The organism is Pseudomonas sp. SMN11, assembly GCF_052041945.1.
In the GTDB taxonomy this organism is placed as follows: Bacteria; Pseudomonadota; Gammaproteobacteria; order Pseudomonadales; family Pseudomonadaceae; genus Aquipseudomonas.
In genome coordinates this window covers 52,525-71,446 of the sequence record NZ_JBKGGW010000027.1, presented here as the reverse complement: position 1 = coordinate 71,446, position 18,922 = coordinate 52,525, and the positions used below count along the sequence as shown (strand labels likewise).

The window sequence follows — 18,922 nt, the reverse complement described above, 5'->3', positions numbered from 1 at the left end:
TGCGGCGAATCAGGCAAAACCGAACAGGCGCTGCGGGGTGTCCCACATGACCTTGCGCCGCAGACGGGCGTCCGGCATCAGCCGTTCGGCCAGCTTCAGCAGCGGGCCGTAGTCGACCCGCGCCTGCTGGCGGATGAATGGCCAGTCAGAGCCCCACACGCAGGCATCCGGGCCGAACGCATCGAGCAGCACCCGCACGTAGGCGTGGCTTTGCTCATACAGGCCATCGGCATCGGCGAACTTCTGCATGCCCGACAGCTTCACCCAGGCCCGCCCGCTTCGGGCCAGCCGCAGCAAGGCCTGGAAGCCGGCCTGGCGCAGGCCGGCGGCGGCATCCGGGCGGCCGCAGTGGTCGATCAGCAGGCGCGCTGAGGTCCCCTCGACCAGCCATTGCAGGTCCATCAGCTGGTCTTCGCAGACCTGCACCTGGGCGAACATGCCCAGTTCGGCCAGCTTGCCGAACAGCGGCTCGGCATCACGCATGCTCGCCACGCCGTAGAGCGCCGGGTTGAAGGCGACACCGACCACGCCCTGCTCGCGCAACGCCGCCAGGGCGTCCAGGCCGATCTGCCGCTCGACCACCGCAATCCCCTTGAAGCGCCCGTGGCCTGTCGCCAGTGCGTGAAGCAGCAGGCGATTGTCGGTGTGATAGCCACTGTTCGGCTGCACCAGCAAGGCATGGCGCACGCCGTAGGCATCCATCACCTGGTTGAACTGGGCCAGGGTGGCGACCTCCTGGCCGGAGGGCGCGTAAGGGGCATTGGGGTGGTATGCGAAATGTGCGGGGTCAAACAAATGGTTATGGCAGTCGATCTTGGGTTCGTCGTAGATGTTCAAGCGCGGTTCCTTCAAGCGCCACTGCGCTTGCCTGCAGATCTTGTTATTGTTCGCCGCCAGGGCGATTTACCTGGGCTCACGATACTGCGGGCGGTTGCAGAGCGCTCATACACAGATGGCGAAGACCATAACCATAGGTAATAGGCATGATCCCCGCTGAGGAAACCCCGGACGGCACGACAATGGTGTTCAAGCTGCGGCACATGGAAGTGTTCCGCGCGGTGATGCTGACCGGCTCGATCAGCGCGGCAGCGAAAATGCTCTACGTGTCCCAGCCGGCTGTGAGCAAGCTGATCGGCTATATCGAGGGGCGCCTGACCTACCGGCTGTTCGAGCGCATCAACAACCGCCTGGTGCCCACGGCCGAGGCGCAAGTGCTGTATCGCGAGGTCGAGCGGGTGTACCAGGCAGCCTTGCAGGTGAACGCATGCGCCCATTCCCTGGCCGCCGGCGCCCACCGCACGCTGCGCATTTCCTGCAGTGCCTCGCTATCAACCGTGGTCATACCCGCCGCGCTGGCCCAGCTCAAACGCGAAGCGCCGTCACTGCAGATCGAGTGGCAGACCTCGCTGATGCACGCCATGCCCAACCAGATCCTGTCGAAGACCGTCGACCTGTCGATCGCCGCGTTGCCGGTGATCCACGACCACCTGCACTCCCAGGCCTTCATGCGCGGGCGCATGGTGGTGGTGGTGCCGGCCGACCATGCCCTGGCGCAAGCCCCATCATTGACGCTGCAACAGCTGCAGGGTCATGCACTGCTGCTGTTCCGCCCGGACATGCCGTTCGGCCAGCTGTTGGCCGGCCACATTGAGCGGCGTGGCCTGAAGCTGGATTCCCTGCTGTCGTTCACCAATGCCAACGAGGCCGTGGCACTGGTCAAGCAAGGCATGGGCATCAGTGTGATCGACGAGTTCGTCGCGCAGGACAGTGGCCTGCAAGTGGTGCCCCTGGTCGACGAGATCCATTTCGATATCAGCTTCGTCTATTCGCGCTTCGAGCCGCCGTCGCAGTCGGCGCTGCACCTGATGCGGGTGCTGCATGATCAGGCGCTGAAGCTTGAACGGGGGATCGAGGGGTTCGCACTTCCACCGGCGTGAATGGATCCACACCTGAAAAAGCGCTACCCTTGCCCGCCGCGCGAGCCATTGCGCTGGCGCGCCTCAACCCCCTTATGGAGATTCATCGACATGAACGTCTCATTCCGCCCCCAGTGGCTGCTTGCCCTCGCCCTGCCTCTGGCCCTCGCCGCCTGTGGCGACAATGAACCCAAGCAGCGCGCTGCCTTCAGCGAATTCCTGCAGACCCGTATCGTCGACAAACCCGGCGTTCACGTGCCCAAGCTGAGTGCCGACGAATCCAAGGCGTTTGGCCCCTACAATGACCATTACGCGGTGATCACCCATTTCAACGGTGCCATGGACAGCGCGGTGAAGCCCCTGGGCAGCCTGCTGCAGAAAGGCGCGGTGCGCTCGCTGAACGATATCACCAGCCGCCGTGACGACATCAAGGCGGTACAGATCGGCCTGAACGACATGGGCATCCAGTTGCAAGAGCAGAAGGCCAAGGCCGATAGCGCCCATGCCCAGCTCAAGCAGCCAGAAGACCTCAAAGTGGTCTATGACAAGGCGTACGACCGCACCGTCAGCGTCCCGGCCGATACCTTCCTGCAGGTGCTACCGCAGATCAACGGCACCCTCGACAGCAGCCTGAAAGTTGCCGACTACGTGGACGCACACAAGGCGCAGATCCAGATCAACGGGCCGATCGTCAAGGTCAACGACCCGAAGGTACAGGCTGAGCTGAATGCCTTGCTGCAAGACCTGACGACTCAGGCGAAGACCGTGCAGCAGGCTCAGGCACAGCTGCAGACCGTGATGCTCGGGCGCTGAGCCACGGCTCCCGCGTTGGTGGGTTAACGCGGTAAGTGTGGGAGCGGCCTTGTGTCGCGAAAGGGCCGCGTAGCGGCCCCGGCAATTTCGCGGCGAAGCAGAGAATCTGGGGCTGCTGCGCAGCCCTTTCGCGACACAACGCCGCTCCCACAGGATAAGCCAGGGGTAGACATTTCAACCCAGGCGCGGCAACAGAATTGCCACGCTCAAGCCCCCCGCCACGCCTGCCTTCGCGCTGATACTGCCCTGGTGCAGCCCGATGGCGCGGCGGGCGATGGCCAGGCCCAGGCCGAAGCCATCGGCACCGCTGTGCCCGCCCCGGTCGAACGGCTCGAAGATGCTCTGCAGGCGCTCCGGCTCAACTCCAGGGCCCTGGTCGACGATATGTACCTGCAGCTGTTCCCCGCCGCCCACCAGCCTCGCCTCGACGCGCACTTCGCTGCCCGGCGCGGTATAGCGCACCGCGTTGCGGACAACGTTCTCGAAGGCCCGGTACAGCAGCTCCTCATGGCCACGGGTGACGAAAGTGCCGGCGCCCTGCAAGCTGACCTGCGCCTGCTTCATGCCCGCTTCAAAACGGGCGTCCTCGACGATTTGCGCCAGCACCTCGACGGCATCCAGTTCGCCCTGCTCGCCTTGGCCTTGCTGCGACTGCACTCGCGCCAGGGTCAGCAGCTGCTCGATCAGGTCATCCATGCGCCGCGATTCGCGTTCGATGCGCCCGAGCATTTCCTCGTGCTCGGGCTGCTGACGCAGCAGCCCGATGGCGACATGCAGGCGGGTCAGCGGCGAGCGCAGTTCGTGGGAGATGTCGTGCAGCAGCTGCTGCTGCGCTTCGACCAGCGCCTTGAGCTGCCCAGCCATGCGATCGCAGTCTTCGGCCAGCTCGACGATTTCGTCGCGCCGCCGCCCCAGGCGCGGGCGCACGCGCACGTCGAAGCGGCCCTGGGCGACCTGGCCCATGGCCTCGCGCAGCCAGGTCAGCGGCCGGGTCAGGTAGAGGCTGCAGAGCAAGGCGAACAGCGCACTCATCAGCGTCCCGGTCAGTAACGGGCCCATGCCCCGCGGCCGCGGTGCTTCGTCCAGGCGGGTGGCCACCGAAGCGCGCAACACCAGGGCCTGGCCGCCTTCGTCAAGCAGTGCCCGTTCGAAGCGCGGCTCGGCCACGGCGCGGCCGGCCAGCAGGTGGCCAGCGCCGTCGTACAGGCCCACCTGCACCTGGGGCGGCTGCGGCGACACCTGCAGGTACTGGCGGCCAGCCTGTTCGCCATAGCGGTGCAACAGGTTCAGTTCGGTGGCCAGCATCGAGCGCAGCCCGGGGGTGTCACCGCGCAGGTCATCAAGCATGAAGGTCCCGGCACCGACCAGGAAGGTCAGGCTGTTGGCCAGCCAGAAGGCCACGAACAGCTTCCAGAACAGGCGCCGGCGCATCATTCGACGATCAGCATGTAGCCCATGCCTCGCACGCTCTGGATCCAGCTGCTGCCATCGTCGCGTGGGCCGAGCTTCTGGCGGATGCTGCTGATGTGCACGTCGATGCGCCGGTCGTAACGGGTCAGTGGCCGGCCCAGCGCGTTCAGCGACAGGTCCTGCTTGCTCACCAGCTGGCCGGCCTGGCGGACCAGGGCTTCGAGCAGGCTGAACTCGGTACCGGTCAGGTCCAGCGGTATCGGCCCCCACTGCGCCTTGCGCCGCCCGGGCCACAAGGTCAGGGCGCCACGGCCGATGGACTCGGCGCCCTGGCTTTCGGCCAGCATCTGCGGATGCACACGGCGCAGGATCGCCCGCAGGCGTGCCACCAGTTCACCCGGTGAGCTGGGCTTGGGCACATAGTCGTCGGCCCCCAGTTCCAGGCCGGCAATGCGGTCGATATTGTCACCCCGTGCGGTCAGCAGCAGCACCGGCACCTGGCTACGGGCACGAATGCGCCGCAGCACTTCGATGCCCGAGATGCCCGGCAGCATCACGTCCAGCACCACCAGGCGGTAAAGCCCGCTCAAGGCGCGGGTCTCGCCCTCCTCGCCGGTGGCCACGGCAGTGGCCTGGAAGCCCTCGCGGGCCAGGTACAAGGCGAGCATTTCGGTCAGTTCGCGGTCGTCGTCGACCAGCAGTACGGGGATCATGATGGGTAAAGTGCCAGGTTCTGCAAAAGTGCCATGATCGCCCCGTCTTGGCGGACCGTGGGCGAACTTTACACATCTTTACCCTCGGTTAACCGCGCCGAACACAGCCCGCCCGTATGCTCATCGCCCGCTTCCCGGCAGCCTCGTGCTGCTCATCTACGCCCGCCTGGAACCCTCGATGAACTACCCGCGACTGTTGCTCTCCATCCTGCTGCTCAATGCCTCCATGGCCCAGGCCGCGTCGTTCAGGATCGCCGACATCCGCGTCAATGGCCTGCAGCGGGTATCCGCCGGCAGCGTGTTCGGCGCCTTGCCGCTCAACGTTGGCGACCAGGCTGACGACCGTCGCCTGGTGGACTCCACCCGTTCGCTATTCAAGACGGGCTTCTTCCAGGACATCCAGCTGAACCGCGATGGCAACGTCCTGATCATCAACGTGGTCGAGCGCCCGTCGGTGTCGAGCATCGAGATCGAAGGCAACAAGGCGATCAGCACCGAAGACCTGATGAAGGGCCTGAAGCAGTCTGGCCTTGCCGAAGGCGAGATCTTCCAGCGTGCCACCCTCGAAGGCGTGCGCAACGAGCTGCAGCGCCAGTACGTGGCCCAGGGCCGCTACTCGGCCGAGGTCGACGCCGAAGTGGTGCCGCAGCCGCGCAACCGTGTGGCCTTGAAGATCAAGATCAACGAAGGCACGGTCGCCGCCATCCAGCACATCAACATCGTTGGCAACACCGTGTTCGGCGATGAAGAGCTGCAGCAGCAGTTCGAGCTGAAGACCACCAACTGGCTTTCGTTCTTCAAGAACGACGACAAGTACGCCCGCGAAAAACTATCCGGTGACCTGGAGCGCCTGCGTTCCTACTACCTGGACCGCGGCTACATCAACATGGACATCGCCTCCACCCAGGTGTCGATCACCCCGGACAAGAAGCACGTCTACATCACCGTCAACGTCAACGAAGGCGAGAAGTACACCGTTCGCGACGTGAAGCTGTCGGGTGACCTGAAGGTGCCGGAAGACCAGGTCAAGTCGCTGCTGCTGGTGCAGCCGGGCCAGATGTTCTCGCGCAAGGTGATGACCACCACCTCCGAGCTGATCACCCGTCGTCTGGGCAACGAAGGCTACACCTTCGCCAACGTCAACGGCGTACCGCAGCCGAACGACCAGGACCACACCGTCGACATCATGTTCGTGGTCGACCCGGGCAAGCGTGCCTACGTCAACCGCATCAACTACCGCGGCAACACCAAGACCGAAGACGAAGTGCTGCGCCGTGAAATGCGCCAGATGGAAGGCGGCTGGGCGTCGACCTACCTGATCGACCAGTCCAAGACCCGCCTCGAGCGCCTGGGCTTCTTCAAGGACGTCAACGTCGAGACCCCGGCAGTGGCGGGCGTCGACGACCAGGTCGATGTCAACTACAGCGTCGAGGAGCAGCCTTCAGGCTCGATCACCGCCAGCGTCGGTTTCGCCCAGAGCGCCGGCCTGATCCTCGGTGGTTCGATCAGCCAGAACAACTTCCTCGGTACCGGCAACAAGGTGTCCATCGGCCTTACCCGTTCGGAGTACCAGACCAAATACAACTTCGGCTTCGTCAACCCCTACTTCACCGAAGACGGCGTAAGCCTGGGTTACAACCTGTTCTACAGCAGCACCGACTACAGCGACTACTACAGTGACGGCGTGTCCTACTACGCCATCAACAGCTACGGCGCGGGCGTCAACTTCGGCTACCCGATCAACGAAACCTCGCGCCTGACCTATGGCCTGACCCTGCAGCACGATGACATCAACCCGGGCACCTACAGCGCCGACGAGATCTACGATTTCATTCAGCGCGAAGGCAAGAGCTTCAACAACCTCAAGGCTTCGATCGGCTGGTCCGAATCGACCCTGAACAAAGGCGTGCTGGCGACCCGCGGCCACTCCCAGGCCCTGACCCTGATGGCCACCACGCCAGGTAGCGACCTGTCGTTCTACAAGCTCGACTACAACGGCCAGACCTTCCTGCCGGTGAGCAAGGACACCACCCTGCGCCTGCACACCACCCTGGGCTACGGCAACGGCTACGGTTCCACCGACGGCCTGCCCTTCTACGAAAGCTATACCGCTGGCGGCCAGGGTTCGGTACGCGGTTTCAAGGACGGCACCCTCGGCCCGCGCAGCACCCCGGCTACCGGCACCTATTCAAGCGCCGGCCAAGCCTATTACTCCGACCGCGACACCGACGTGCTCGGCGGCAATATCCTGGTCACCGGCGGCGCCGAGTACATCTTCCCGATGCCGTTCATCAAGAACCAGAGCCAGCTGCGCAGCTCGGTGTTCGTCGACGCCGGCAACGTCTATGCCGACACCTGCTACCTGTCCACCACCCAGGGTTGCGGCAGCGTCGACCTGAACCAGCTGGCGGTTTCGCTGGGCGTGGGGGTGACCTGGTACAGCCCGATGGGGCCGCTGAGCTTCAGCCTGGCGGCACCGCTGAAAAAGCCTGACAACGCCGAGACGCAGATCTTCCAGTTCTCCCTGGGGCAGACCTTCTGACTCAGCGCGCACAAATTACCGCTTTTTACCCTCGCCCCAAGTTGACAGTCACCTTGCCTAAGCTGAGAGACATATGAACATGCCCTGCAGGTACCCCCATGCCACCCTTCACCCCCACCGCCCTGGCCTCGGCACTGCACGAAGGCAGCCCCACCTCGCTGCTCGACCTGGTGCAACAGCGCCTTAGCGCCGTGCTGGGCCCACGCTACACGGTCATCCTGGCGGCCAGCGGCGACGACGCCAGCCACTACCACCTGGCGATCCAGCACAGCCAGAGCGGCCTGTCGCTGGAGGACAATGGCAGCATCGGCCCGGGCTTCGCCGAGCGGTTACTGGCCCTCGGCGGGCAGGTCAAGGCCATGCTTGAGTCGGATACCTTCGCCCGCATGGGCAGCGACGAACCGGACCGCCCGCTGGTCTGGCTGCGCGACCTGTAGCCACTAAAGCGCTGAGTGAACAGAACTTTTCCCCAATAACTTGTCTATCAGGACATGCCCACGCACGCGGGTGTGCGGCCTCAAGAGGCTGTGCAACCGCTTGTTCAATGACAACCTTGGGGGTTGCCTATGCTCATGAAGTTCCCTATCCCGAAATGCCTGTTCGCCGGCCTGCTCGCCCTGGCGGCCATCGGTTCTGCGTCCGCCATGCAAATGCCTGCCCCACAAGCAGCCCTGAACACCGAAACCGTCGCTCAGGCGCCGGCCAAGCCTGCCCAGAGCCCCTGGCCAAATCTGGCCAGCGTCGCCGATGGCCAATCGGGGCCGCTGCTCGCCCATGATGATGACCGCTACTGGCGCGACGGCCGCTGGCATTACCGCGGCGAAGACCGCCGCCGTGAAGAATGGCGCCGCGCGCAATGGCGCCGGGAGCAGGCACGCCGTGAGGCTGAGCGCCGTCATGAATGGGAGCGCCGTCACGACCACGACCGTGCCCACCGCTATGATGGCGATCACCGCTACTATCGCCGCTAGGGATCCACCGCCATTTGTGCCCGGCAAATCCTTCGACTATGTTCACAACAGCCAGCCACTGGCTCGACAGCGAAGGTATGCCGGGCATGAAAACCAACCTGTTCAGCTTCTCCCCACTCCTCCACGGCCTGGCCGGTGCAGCACTGCTGGCACTGGCCGGCTGCAGCTCGATCAACGCCCATACCAGCGAATACGTCGGCGGGCCGCACTTTGCCCCGAGCAACGCGGCCAATGTCGAGGTGTTGCGCCGCGAACCGATCCGCCGACATGTGCGCCTCGGTGAAGTGCTGATCGACGCCAGCGTCGAGCCGCCACCTGCAATCACCGAAGTGGAACAGAAACTGCGCGAGGAAGCGGCGTCCATTGGCGGCGATGCTGCCGTGGTGGTGTATGACCACATTCAACCGGTGGCCGCCTATGTCGAAGGGCCGCTGTGGGATCGCGACATCCACAAGGTCGAAGGTCGCAAGCTCAAGGCGATCGTGATCAAGTACCAGTAAGGCGCTCATAACCGATTGCACATGAACTACATGCCTGCCCCGCCATGGGCAGGCCGGCAGCGCTTCCCTAGCATGGCCCCAGCCATACAAAACAAGGAGAAGCGAGATGTCCAATTCCGCCACCGCCTGCCAGAGCGTGACCTGGAACCCGATTACCAAGACCAGCTCGTTCAGCGCCAACGACCGTGAGATCCTCACCCGCCACTGGCACCCCCGTGGCCTTCAGCGCCGTGGTGGGTGACAAACCCTATGCCGTCACCCTGCTCGATGAGCCCATCGTGCTGTATCGCGCCGGTGGCAAGCTCAACGCTGCCCGGGATATCTGCAGCCACCGCGGCGCACCGCTGAGCCGCGGCTGGGTGCAGGGCGAGAACATCATCTGCCCGTACCACGGGCTGCACTTCGGCACCGATGGCCGCTGCACGCGGATCCCCTCGGAACCCAATGCCAACCTCACCGAACGCCACCGCATCCAGATGTACACCGCCCGCGAAGACTACGGGCTGGTCTGGGTGCTGATGGCCGGTAGCGACGCGCCCTTCCCCGAAATGCCCTCCTGGCACGATGGCAGCTACCAGCGCATCCTGCCGCCATCGATCGATATCGCCGCCTCGGCCGGGCGCCAGGTCGAGGGGTTCATCGATGTTGCCCACTTCGCCTGGATCCACCACGACGCCTTTGCCGACCGCGACAACTCGGTAATACCAACCTACCGGGCCGAACTCACGGCCCACGGCATGCAAGCTGAATACATCAGCAGTGTCAGCAACTTCCCCAATCACCTGCAGCACCGGGCACCGAGCGACTTCCAGTGGAAGCGCACATTCGACGTGTTCGCACCGTTCACCGCACGGCTTGCGGTGAGCTTCCCCGACCCAGAACAGCGCCTGGTCATCCTCAATGCCGCCAGCCCGATCTCGGCGCGCAAGACCAGGATGTTCTGCGCCATTACCCGCAACTTCGATCAGCACCTGCCGCTGGACGATGTGTATGCGTTCAACCAGCAAGTGTTCGAGGAGGACCGCGACATCGTCGAACTGTGCCGCCCCGAAGACCTGCCCCTGGACCTTTCGCTGGAAATCCACATCCCGGCCGACCGCTCCTCCACCGCCTACCGCCGGGCCTTGAGCGCCCTGGGCCTGGGCCGCGCCTTCACCAGCTGACGGGCATACCTGCGAGGGAGTATCGAACATGTACAAATGGGAATGCCTGGTTTGCGGCTTCATCTACGACGAAGCCGTGGGAATACCGGAAGATGGCATCACAGCGGGTACCGGCTGGGGTAGATCAGGGTAGCTGGTCGACCGAACTGCTGGGCCACTGCGACCAGGGGGTTGCCAAGGTGCGTGGGGTGTTCCACGACCATGAGCGGCAGATGCAGGGCTTTGTCCTGATGGGCGCGGCCACCGGCGAAAAAGCCGAACTGCTCAAGGCATTGCCGGACTGGAGGTGACGGCCCCCGCCCAAGCCACGGTATAGTGCTAAGCATATAGCGACATATTGACCAGAACCGGCCCAGGGCATTGCGCGGATGCCCCAGGCCTGAGAGAGGCTGCCGTGGCCAAAGCCGTGCCGAACTGCGATACCCAACTGCTGCGCACGCTGCATACCTAGTTGTCCGAATGCAGCGTGTCGCGAACCGCCGAACGCCTCGGTCAGAGCCAGCCGGCGGTCAGTGTGGCCCTGCGCCGCCTGCGCCAGCTCACCGATGATCCGCTGCTGCTGCGCAGTGGCAGCCGCATGGTACTGACCAGCCATGGCGAAAACCTGATTGAATCCCTGTCCCAGGCGCTCGCCGGTATCGAGCAGGTGCTGGACCCGATCGACCACTTCACATTCCTGCGCACTTTCGCTATATATTTTTGTATATTGCGCGTTCTCAATTGTTCAGCGCACGGGGCAACGCCCCCGGCGCAGCCAGGAACCGTTGCCGTGTACATCATGCCGTTCGAATTGCCACGAGAAACCGAGGACACCGTGAACGCACCGGTGCGGCGGGTCATCCTCGACGCCGCCGGCGAGGCATTCGCCCAACAGGGCTATGCCGCCACCAAGCTCTCGGCGATTGCCTCACTGGCCAACCTGCCCCGCTCCAACGTGCTCTACTACTTCAAGTCCAAGGCCAATATCTACAGCCAAGTGCTGGAGGACATCGCCCCCTGCTACCTGCAGGCCTGCGCACCGTTCTCCAGGGAAGACGAACCGCAGCAGGCACTGAGCCGCACGGTGATGGCGCTGATCAGCCTGTTCGAGCATCGGCCGTTCGCCTCGAAGGTGCTGCTGCAGGAACTCAAGGAAGGTGGCCAGCGCATTCCCGGCAACTTTCTCGAACACTGGGCGCAACAGGCGCGGGAAAACACCGCGCAAGTGCGCCAGTGGATCAGCAACGGCAGGCTGGCGCCGGTGAATCCGGAGCATGTGTTGCCGTCGGTGTGGGCCATCGCCCAGTCCTGCCTCGGCCTGGGCTGGCACGCCCCCAGCCAGGCCGGGCAACGGATCGACTACCAGGCTGCGGCCGATGCTTCGCTGCGCCTGCTGCTCAATGGGCTGGCGCCGGCCTAGCCACGGCGGGTGCCGAGCACGACGCCCTGGGCTTTCAGGCTGAGCAGCAGCGCATGGCCCGGTGCCTCGATGGCAGCGGGCTCGACACCAGCAGCTTCGGCCAGCGCCGCCAGATGCTCACGTCCGCTCAGTGGCTGGGCTTGCAACGACTCCAACAGTGCATGGGCCAACGGCGCCAGGCGCGAGAAGCTAACCTTGTAGCCTGCACCGCGGTGGGCCAGCAGCAATGTCGGCTCGGCAAGTGGATCACTGGGCAGATGCTCCGGCCCGATGTGGCTGACCGGCCAGGCATAGGCCAGCGGCACGGCGAGGCTGGATAGCACAGGCACGCCTTCGAGCAGATCACCTTCAGGGTCATGCGCAGGTTCGGCGGCATCGCTCAGCAGCAAGGCCGTTTCTATCCATTCGTAATGGGCCAGTTCGGCGACCCACTCAGGCTGGCCGGTGCGCCCTTGCAGATACTCGACCCACTCGCCGCCCACTTCGGTGAACAGCGGCGTGTGGCAGCGATGATGGGCATAGAAGTCTTCACACAATGCTTGCCAGTGTTCGGCGGCGAGGCTGGCATGCAGCACCGGGAAGCTGCCGGCCAGCAAGGATTGCAGGTTGCCGAAGAACAGTTGGCGGTATACCGCCAGACGGCGCGCTTCGATACCGGGCGGTGGCGGATTGGCCTGCGGATCGCGAATATGCCCAGCCATGCGCAGTTGCTGTTCGCGCAGCGAGTCAGCCATGGCGCACCGCCAGGGCCTGCGCCACGGGTTGCAGGCTACGAATGTGTTGCACCTCGGCCAGCAGTTCGGCCAGCGGTGGCAGGTTGAAGTCGCGTTCGAGCAAGGTCGGCACCGGCCCCAGGTGCTGGTAGGCACTGGCCAGCAGGCCCCAGACATCCGGCTTGACGCTGGCGCCATGGGTATCGATCTTCAGGTCCGGCGCTTCGTCGTAGTGCCCCGCCACATGCAGGCAGACCACCCGCTTGGCCGGCACCTGGGCGAGGAACTCGGCAGCGTCGTAGCGATGGTTGCAGGCATTGACCACGATGTTGTTGATGTCCAGCAATAGGTCGCAGTCCGCCTCGCTCAGCACCGCCTGAAGAAACTCGATCTCGCTCATCGCCTGATATGGCGCGGCATAGTAGGAGATGTTCTCCACGGCAATACGCCGGCCGAGAGCATCCTGGACTTCAGCGATACGCTGGGCAGTATGGCGCACGGCTTCGTCGGTGAAGGGCATCGGAATGAGGTCGTACAGATGGCCGTCATCGGCGCAGTAGCTCAGGTGCTCACTGAACAGCGGTACCTGATGACGGTCGAGAAAGGCGCGGATCTGGCGCAGAAAGCCATGGTCCAGCGGAGCCGGGCCGCCCAGCGACAATGACAGACCGTGGCAGGACAGAGGGTAACGCTCGGCCAGCTGCGCCAGTCCTTCGCCGAAGGCACCGCCAACACCGATCCAGTTGTCCGGGGCGCATTCGAGAAAGTCCACGGCGCCGGCGTCCATGTTCAGCAGTTCGGGCAGCAGCCCACGGCGCAAGCCCAGGCCCGCGCCCTGCAAGGGTAACGAAGTGTTCATCGGCATGTTCCTTGTGGTGCAGCGCCCTCCCCGGGCCACGGCCTTGGGGAGGATGCCGCCGAGAGTCAGTTCTTCGCCTGGCTCAGTTTGCTGTACAGGTCGGTCGGGAATGGATTGCCATTGGCGTCGAACTGGTGCTTGCGGAACTGGTAGACCTCGGCCTCGGACAGGTACCCGTCGTGGTTGGCGTCGATCGCATCGAACTCGGCACCGGCCTTCGGGGCGACTGCCAGCAGCTCGGCACGGGAAACGCGGCCGTCATGGTCGGTGTCGGTGCGGGCGAACGAGGCGTCGCCACACTTGCCTTCACCGCATTTGCCTTCGGCCTGGGTGACCTTGCCCTCGGCACCGCTGGCGCCACACTTGCCCTCGCCGCACTTGCCTTCGGCCTGGGTAGCTTTGGCCTTGGCGCCGCTGGCACCACACTTGCCTTCGCCACACTTGCCCTCGCCGGCCTTCTCTGCAGCCGCCAGCTGGTAGCCTTGTGGCAGTGCCTCGACGGCAAACGCCGAGGAAGCCAGGTTGATACCGCCCACCAGGGCGATGCTCAGCAGGCCAAGACGGGTCTTGTTGGGGAACTGGATACGGGACATGGTGTTTCTCCTGATGGTCGTAGGGTCATGCCTCAAGGGCGAAAGAGCCAGGGAACGCAGGCCGTAGGGCTTGTTCGTTCGGGCTGGCCCATTTGGCCCCAGGGATGTATCCCGGGCGTATCAGGAGGGCGAAGGTTTTGTATGTGAGTAGTTGTGGCAGGCGCATTGATACAGTGAGATACAGGCACAGGGTCGCATCTGCCTTCCTGATCCCGCCACTGCTTGATCCGGTTGTCCTTGGACTGCGCGCATTGGCGTGCAGCCGGTTGGCCGCTGCGTCGGCTTGCGCTCCAGCGCAGTGCTCTGGTTCAGCGCATCGGTCACCGCGATCAGGTGCAGGCGATCATCGTAACGGTAGTAGATGCTTTTGCCGGAGCAGTCCTGGAAGTGCTCGACTTGGGCATGGGCGTTCCACCACAGGTACCGGGACTTGAAGTTGTCATCGATGATCGCGTGCGGCAGGCCGTCGTCGCTGATGAAGTACTCGGTCTTGTGGCCCAGCGGGTCGATTTCGGCGATCAGATTGCCATTGATGTCTAAGCGTGACTTTCATGCGACGAGCCACGTGCTTATCCTACGACACAGCAAATCAACGGACTCTGCTCAAAATACACGAGGGCTTATTCACCGTTCCACAACTACATCTACCACAGCTTTAAATATCATGCTGACGCCTCACTTCATTATCAGCCGCCACCAATATGCCTTCTATCAGGCTTGAATTAACTTTCCATAGAGATAATTGCTGATTGCCCGAATATTTTTGGCCGTAAGGAATCTCATAATAAGACGCTTTTATCTTTTCGGCATCCAGAAGCGCAATCACTGTGCGAATTAGCTCTGCATGCTGTTGATATTCACCGTCGAACACTTCCAGCTCTATAATTGGGTTTCTCGACAGGATCTCGCCCTTCAGCAACTGCAGTGATACTCCAAGTACACGACGAAGCTTCATAAGCATTGACGCCGACACTTCATCTTGCTCGACGACTATTACAATAACACTCATCAGAAGTCCTCGGGATGGCTTATACTAACTGGCTTGCCAAATGAGTCATTTTTCCAATTACCGCCATGCTATTTCAAAAAATGCTCTGCACGTGTTGCAGGATATATATTAAACGGATCACTTGCAAGCTGCGGATGGTCCAAAGCATTGTATTTGTGATACCCCTGCATTGACTCCCCATTAAACTTAGGAGTGACGTTATTTAATATATCTGCGCGCTGCTCGGCCGTCCAATTCCTGGTACCTGGCTCACCGAGCTTTAACCTCACTCGCTCATCAGCCCAAAATCTAGCAACCCCTTTAGCTCTCTTATTCGCAAATCTCCTATCCCAATCCAGACACTTATATTCATCCTTGGTCATGATTCTCTTGTCCATTTCGGACTTCAGGACTACACGCTGACCTCTTGTAATGGGTGAGTACGGCACATTGTAAGTGGGCACCGTTTCAGCAGCTGAACTCGAAATCTCCCCGGTATGTGATGCCGAAACCGGGCGCCTAACAACCTCAACATTAGCAAAGTTTGATCCAAGCCCTCCGCTTGGCTGAATTTTATATCTTGCAGTCAACCCACCTACGATGACTGCACTACCAAAAGCTATTAGCTTTTGTTGATCTGCCCCTTCACCGTAACGACTTCTACCAAAGCGATACCCTGCCTCACCACCAACCACACCTCCGAACATTCCCCACAGCGCCATCTCCGGCCCTACCAACGCTACGGCACTGGCAAGTCCAAACCCCAATACCGTCGCCTCAAGCCAGCCTGGCACTTCCGGGTCGATCTCATCGGTAGTTTCGGAGCCACCACCGATAAAGACGTACGATGACCCGGCGCTGATTCTCGCATCGCATACCGTGCAATCCCCAACCCTCGCCGCAGGCTGCCCGTTGATATAGACAGACCGGCTGCACTGAGCGAGGGCTTGTGAAACCACAAGATGGTCAGTGCATACCGCTTGATCGACATGCGCCCTGGCAGCGGGTCTGCCATTGATATGCACGTTGTCAGAACCTGAAGTAATCCACCCTGTTTCGCGTTGAGCATGTGAGAGGCTTCCCAGCAACTCGCCAATGCCCGCGCCGGTAGCCGCTCCTGCACCGATCATGGCGCCAATCGCCAGGCCACCCAGCCCTCCGGTGCCGACCACGGCAATCCCGATCAGTACTGCGCCGGCACCCAAGGCAAGGCCGGCCAATAAGCCGCTCAATGCGCTGGAATGCTCGATCGGATCATCCAGTCGCGCAGCAGCGCCGGTCATGCGGTGCCTGCCTTTTCACAATGAACAGTGTGTTGAGCGAAAAAGGGTGTGTAGGACAGAGAAACCGGGTGATTTCGCGCTTTCCTACACTGCGTAAAAGTACCCGAAGCAGGGAAAGAGCGCCGGCCCAGCAACGGCGCTACTTTGCGGCAGTTGCACGGCCGGCCGGCACTTCGCCTTCACTCATCGGTAAATCGGCTTTCAAACGGCCCTGCCGAATCCAGGAGTTACAAAATGGCCGCCAGATGCACGGGTCAGCTGCAGCCGGGCAGCGCCATGCGCCGTGACGACTACTTCCGGCGGCGGTCCAGCAGCTTGGCCAGGGCGAAGGTCGCCACCACGGCCAGTACCACGGCGGCGGCAATGGCCGGCACGGTGCCCCACTGTTCGATGAAGCTGTTCACCGTCAGGTAGAAACCCAACACGCCCACGCCGCCAATGGCGTTGCCGCGCACGATCGCGCCCAGCTCTTGGTGCCCACCCTGAACATGGGCGAACACCGCCAGCGGCCAGGCGATCACCGGGATCGGTGCCAGCAGGCCGCTGGCCACCGGCCCGAGCCACTCGGCGCTAGCAGTGATCGCCACTAGCAGCGCGGTGGCCGTGAGCATGCGCATCGGGATCACCCAGCGCGGCAGTTGCACCACCTTGGCGTTGCCGGTGGGCGCAGGTTGCGAGGTAACGACGATGATCAGGCTGAGCAGCGCCAGGGTCACCACCACCGACAATGCCACCCAACCCAGGTGGCTCATCAAGGCCGCCATGGCTGCGTAAACCACCAGCGCGGCGATACAGCCGGGGAATGCGCCGATCCGCCGCGTCACCCGGTAGTAGAACAGGTACGTCGCCTGGACCGCCGCCAGGCCGGCCAGGGCTCCAGGCACGGCCTGCAAGGCAAAGCCAGGGCCCTGTTCGAGGCTCAGGAACAGCACGACCAGGGCTGAAGTAACCGGCAAGCCGGAAAGCAGCCCGCCGATTTGCGTGCCCCAACGTTTGGCCGCCAGCGAGATGGCCAACATGAGCGTGGGGGTGATGAGGAACTTGAGGTAGAAGGCAGTCATGGGGGCTAGCGCGTTTCGATTAGGAAGGGAGCCTGCATCGGCGTCCCCATGCTAAACGATGCACGTTGGCTTTTCGCGGTTTTCTCAGTGACCAGACTGCGCGATCTCAGCCATCACCTCAGCGCGAGTGGTCACGTTGCCAAAGTGGTGCTTCCAGAGGTCGGTACCCAACTTGCCGGAGCGGTCCAGCGATGAGCCGACGGTCAGGTCGGTCACCAGGGTCGGGCAGAGCCCGGCATCGAACAGCGCGAAGCCTGCCGCCAGCACGCAGGTTTCGGTCTGCATGCCGCACACCAGCACGCGCTCAACGCCGAGCTGCCGGATGTGGGCGATAGTCTCGGCGGTCTGGCCATAGCCATGCTTGATGAACACCTGGTCGACCTCGACCAGGCACTCGTCCTCGGCGGCCGGGTGCCAGCCAAGCTGGCCTTGGAACGGCGTCACCTGCTCATCGTGCAGTTCGACCGAGGCGATCGACGGAATGCTTGCTGACAACAGGCGAATCCCGTCCACCAGCCATTCGGGTGGGCTGAAGGTGGACTGGACATCAACGATGAGCAGAACCTGCTGCATGAACGACTCCTGAATGCTCAAAACGGCCGCGGAGTATATCTGTTTGAATGGCCGCTGGTGGAACCAACCCTGCTCTGTGTATGCTGGCCACGCCTGAGCCCGATGCAGCGGACGCCCCTATGCCTGTTGACCTGCAAGCACTTTACCCGAAGCTGATCCAGCTGATGCTCGACACCGTGTTCGTGGTCGATCGGGACAACACCATCGTGTTCGTCAGCAATGCCTGCGAGGCGTTGCTCGGTTACCGAGCCGACGAGCTGATCGGCACCCCGATCACCCGCTACATGCACCCCGAAGACCTGGACGCCACAAGGGCCTCGATCATTCGGGTGATGAACGGCCAGTCGCACAGCGACTTCCGCAACCGCTACCTGCGCAAGGACGGTGGCGTGGTGCACATCCTCTGGTCGGCCTTCTGGTCCGAAGAGGTGGGCGCGCGTATTGGCGTGGCGCGCAACATCACGGCGCTTACCCAGGCCGAGCAGCAGTTGCGCTTTCTCGCCCACCATGACCCGCTGACCCGGCTGTGCAACCGCTCGCTGTTCAACGAGCGGCTGGCCAGCGCCCTGCGCCACGGGCGCCCGTTTGCGCTGCTGTTCCTGGACATCAATGACTTCAAGGGCATCAACGATGTGCACGGGCATGCCATCGGTGATCAGGTGCTGCGCGCCGTCGCGCGGCGCTTGGAGGGCTGTGTCGGCGAGCAGGACACGGTGGCACGCATGGGCGGCGACGAATTCACCGTGCTGCTGAGCGACTTGAGCCCGGCGGGCGCGGTAGCCGAAAAGATGGCCCAGATCCTCGCCGCCCTGGCAACGCCACTGGCCAGCGAGCAGCGTGCACTGCCCATGCCGTCCTGCAGCATCGGCGTGGCCTGTTACCCGGACGACGGCGCAGACATCGACACCCTGCTCAACTGCGCCGATGACGACATGTACCGCAACAAGCGGCGCCGCTCCGTGGCGCGCTAGGCTGCTGCCGGAAATTGCTGCCGGCAGGTGCCCGCTGTGGCATGCTGCGCGCCCCGCACGACAGGCCCACACAGGTATCCCGCCATGACCCAAGCCACCGACCAGGCATTCTACGACCGCGCCGATGCGCATATCGACCTGGCCAACCAGCAGCTCGACACCCTCGCCGACATCGGCAAGGTCAGCGCCTCGATGACCTTCGCCGCCAGCCGCTTCAGTGCCTGGCTCAGCGCCCGCAACTTCAAGTCCGGCGCCGAAATGGCCGCCGCGCGCGAGGAAATCCTGAAGTACTTCAGCGAGCAGTACCGGATGATGCTGGAAGACAACGTCGACGAGTACATCGAGCAGTTCGACCGTTACGTGCTGGGCAAGGACAGCTAAGGCTCAGACCGGCAAAGGTGTTACTCATTCTTTAATAGCTGGCGCGATCCCTGTGGGAGCGGCTATGGCCGCG

Annotated in this window: 23 protein-coding genes and 1 pseudogene; 13 read left to right on the top strand and 11 right to left on the bottom strand. The window is 63.0% G+C overall.

Going from position 1 to position 18,922, the window contains the following annotated elements; translation table 11 throughout:
• Positions 1-9: 9 nt before the first annotated feature.
• On the bottom strand, positions 10-837 hold the full coding sequence (locus ACLEJU_RS20465) for an amidohydrolase family protein (protein WP_435423854.1): 828 nt from the start codon (positions 835-837) through the stop codon (positions 10-12).
• Between the two features lie 146 nt (positions 838-983).
• On the opposite strand from ACLEJU_RS20465, the gene ACLEJU_RS20460 reads away from it, so the two are divergent.
• Positions 984-1,937 (top strand): LysR family transcriptional regulator, encoded by a 954-nt coding sequence (locus tag ACLEJU_RS20460; RefSeq protein WP_435423855.1) that lies wholly within the window; start codon positions 984-986, stop codon positions 1,935-1,937.
• Between the two features lie 90 nt (positions 1,938-2,027).
• Entirely contained in the window at positions 2,028-2,729 is a 702-nt protein-coding gene (locus ACLEJU_RS20455) for a DUF3053 domain-containing protein (RefSeq protein ID WP_435423856.1), read from the top strand.
• 174 nt (positions 2,730-2,903) lie between these two features.
• On the opposite strand, the gene ACLEJU_RS20450 is transcribed toward ACLEJU_RS20455, so the two are convergent.
• On the bottom strand, positions 2,904-4,163 hold the full coding sequence (locus tag ACLEJU_RS20450) for an ATP-binding protein (RefSeq protein WP_435423857.1): 1,260 nt from the start codon (positions 4,161-4,163) through the stop codon (positions 2,904-2,906).
• Positions 4,160-4,852 carry a response regulator transcription factor gene (locus ACLEJU_RS20445; RefSeq protein ID WP_159410292.1) on the bottom strand — a complete coding sequence of 231 codons (693 nt, stop codon included), beginning with the start codon at positions 4,850-4,852 and terminating at the stop codon, positions 4,160-4,162. The genes ACLEJU_RS20450 and ACLEJU_RS20445 overlap by 4 nt, the downstream gene beginning before the upstream one ends.
• Before the next feature lie 178 nt (positions 4,853-5,030).
• Here ACLEJU_RS20445 and bamA point away from each other — a divergent pair, with 178 nt between their 5' ends.
• From bamA to ACLEJU_RS20400, 9 genes are all read left to right on the top strand, one after another.
• Entirely contained in the window at positions 5,031-7,394 is a 2,364-nt protein-coding gene (bamA, locus tag ACLEJU_RS20440; protein ID WP_435423858.1) for an outer membrane protein assembly factor BamA, read from the top strand.
• Positions 7,395-7,492: 98 nt separating this feature from the next.
• On the top strand, positions 7,493-7,831 hold the full coding sequence (locus ACLEJU_RS20435) for a hypothetical protein (protein WP_435423859.1): 339 nt from the start codon (positions 7,493-7,495) through the stop codon (positions 7,829-7,831).
• 135 nt (positions 7,832-7,966) lie between these two features.
• Entirely contained in the window at positions 7,967-8,365 is a 399-nt protein-coding gene (locus tag ACLEJU_RS20430; RefSeq protein ID WP_435423860.1) for a hypothetical protein, read from the top strand.
• 86 nt (positions 8,366-8,451) lie between these two features.
• A complete protein-coding gene (locus ACLEJU_RS20425) occupies positions 8,452-8,865 on the top strand; it encodes a hypothetical protein (protein ID WP_435423861.1) in 414 nt (137 codons plus the stop codon).
• A 106-nt stretch (positions 8,866-8,971) separates the two neighbouring features.
• Positions 8,972-9,106 carry a hypothetical protein gene (locus ACLEJU_RS20420; protein WP_435423862.1) on the top strand — a complete coding sequence of 45 codons (135 nt, stop codon included), beginning with the start codon at positions 8,972-8,974 and terminating at the stop codon, positions 9,104-9,106.
• A complete protein-coding gene (locus ACLEJU_RS20415; protein WP_435423863.1) occupies positions 9,081-10,028 on the top strand; it encodes a Rieske 2Fe-2S domain-containing protein in 948 nt (315 codons plus the stop codon). The genes ACLEJU_RS20420 and ACLEJU_RS20415 overlap by 26 nt, the downstream gene beginning before the upstream one ends.
• Before the next feature lie 28 nt (positions 10,029-10,056).
• Entirely contained in the window at positions 10,057-10,161 is a 105-nt protein-coding gene (locus ACLEJU_RS20410; RefSeq protein ID WP_435423864.1) for a rubredoxin, read from the top strand.
• Positions 10,121-10,318 (top strand): hypothetical protein, encoded by a 198-nt coding sequence (locus ACLEJU_RS20405; protein ID WP_435423865.1) that lies wholly within the window; start codon positions 10,121-10,123, stop codon positions 10,316-10,318. The genes ACLEJU_RS20410 and ACLEJU_RS20405 overlap by 41 nt, the downstream gene beginning before the upstream one ends.
• Positions 10,319-10,494: 176 nt before the next feature.
• Complete coding sequence (locus ACLEJU_RS20400) at positions 10,495-11,427, top strand: TetR family transcriptional regulator C-terminal domain-containing protein (RefSeq protein ID WP_435423866.1); 933 nt, start codon at positions 10,495-10,497, stop codon at positions 11,425-11,427.
• Here the strand turns inward: ACLEJU_RS20400 and ACLEJU_RS20395 are convergent.
• The 8 genes and pseudogenes from ACLEJU_RS20395 to ACLEJU_RS20360 form a co-directional block, all read right to left on the bottom strand.
• Entirely contained in the window at positions 11,424-12,161 is a 738-nt protein-coding gene (locus tag ACLEJU_RS20395; protein ID WP_435423867.1) for an HvfC family RiPP maturation protein, read from the bottom strand. The genes ACLEJU_RS20400 and ACLEJU_RS20395 overlap by 4 nt on opposite strands.
• The gene (locus ACLEJU_RS20390; RefSeq protein WP_435423868.1) at positions 12,154-12,999 is read right to left on the bottom strand and encodes an HvfB family MNIO-type RiPP peptide maturase; all 846 of its coding nucleotides are present in this window, start codon (positions 12,997-12,999) and stop codon (positions 12,154-12,156) included. The genes ACLEJU_RS20395 and ACLEJU_RS20390 overlap by 8 nt, the downstream gene beginning before the upstream one ends.
• A gap of 65 nt (positions 13,000-13,064) precedes the next feature.
• Positions 13,065-13,592, bottom strand: a complete 528-nt coding sequence (locus tag ACLEJU_RS20385) for an HvfA family oxazolone/thioamide-modified RiPP metallophore (protein WP_435423869.1) — start codon at positions 13,590-13,592, stop codon at positions 13,065-13,067.
• Between the two features lie 279 nt (positions 13,593-13,871).
• Positions 13,872-14,141 (bottom strand): annotated as a pseudogene (locus tag ACLEJU_RS20380) (hypothetical protein); the annotation flags it as partial.
• Between the two features lie 106 nt (positions 14,142-14,247).
• Positions 14,248-14,601, bottom strand: a complete 354-nt coding sequence (locus tag ACLEJU_RS20375) for a hypothetical protein (protein ID WP_435423870.1) — start codon at positions 14,599-14,601, stop codon at positions 14,248-14,250.
• 68 nt (positions 14,602-14,669) lie between these two features.
• A complete protein-coding gene (locus ACLEJU_RS20370) occupies positions 14,670-15,863 on the bottom strand; it encodes a PAAR domain-containing protein (protein ID WP_435423871.1) in 1,194 nt (397 codons plus the stop codon).
• Between the two features lie 290 nt (positions 15,864-16,153).
• Entirely contained in the window at positions 16,154-16,924 is a 771-nt protein-coding gene (locus ACLEJU_RS20365; RefSeq protein WP_435423872.1) for a hypothetical protein, read from the bottom strand.
• Between the two features lie 84 nt (positions 16,925-17,008).
• Positions 17,009-17,497 carry an isochorismatase family protein gene (locus tag ACLEJU_RS20360; protein WP_435423873.1) on the bottom strand — a complete coding sequence of 163 codons (489 nt, stop codon included), beginning with the start codon at positions 17,495-17,497 and terminating at the stop codon, positions 17,009-17,011.
• A 119-nt stretch (positions 17,498-17,616) separates the two neighbouring features.
• Between ACLEJU_RS20360 and ACLEJU_RS20355 the strand changes: the two genes are divergently transcribed.
• Together ACLEJU_RS20355 and ACLEJU_RS20350 are read left to right on the top strand one after the other, a co-directional pair.
• Positions 17,617-18,468, top strand: a complete 852-nt coding sequence (locus tag ACLEJU_RS20355) for a diguanylate cyclase domain-containing protein (protein WP_435423874.1) — start codon at positions 17,617-17,619, stop codon at positions 18,466-18,468.
• Between the two features lie 84 nt (positions 18,469-18,552).
• Entirely contained in the window at positions 18,553-18,849 is a 297-nt protein-coding gene (locus ACLEJU_RS20350; protein WP_103447561.1) for a DUF3144 domain-containing protein, read from the top strand.
• Positions 18,850-18,922 lie beyond the last annotated feature (73 nt).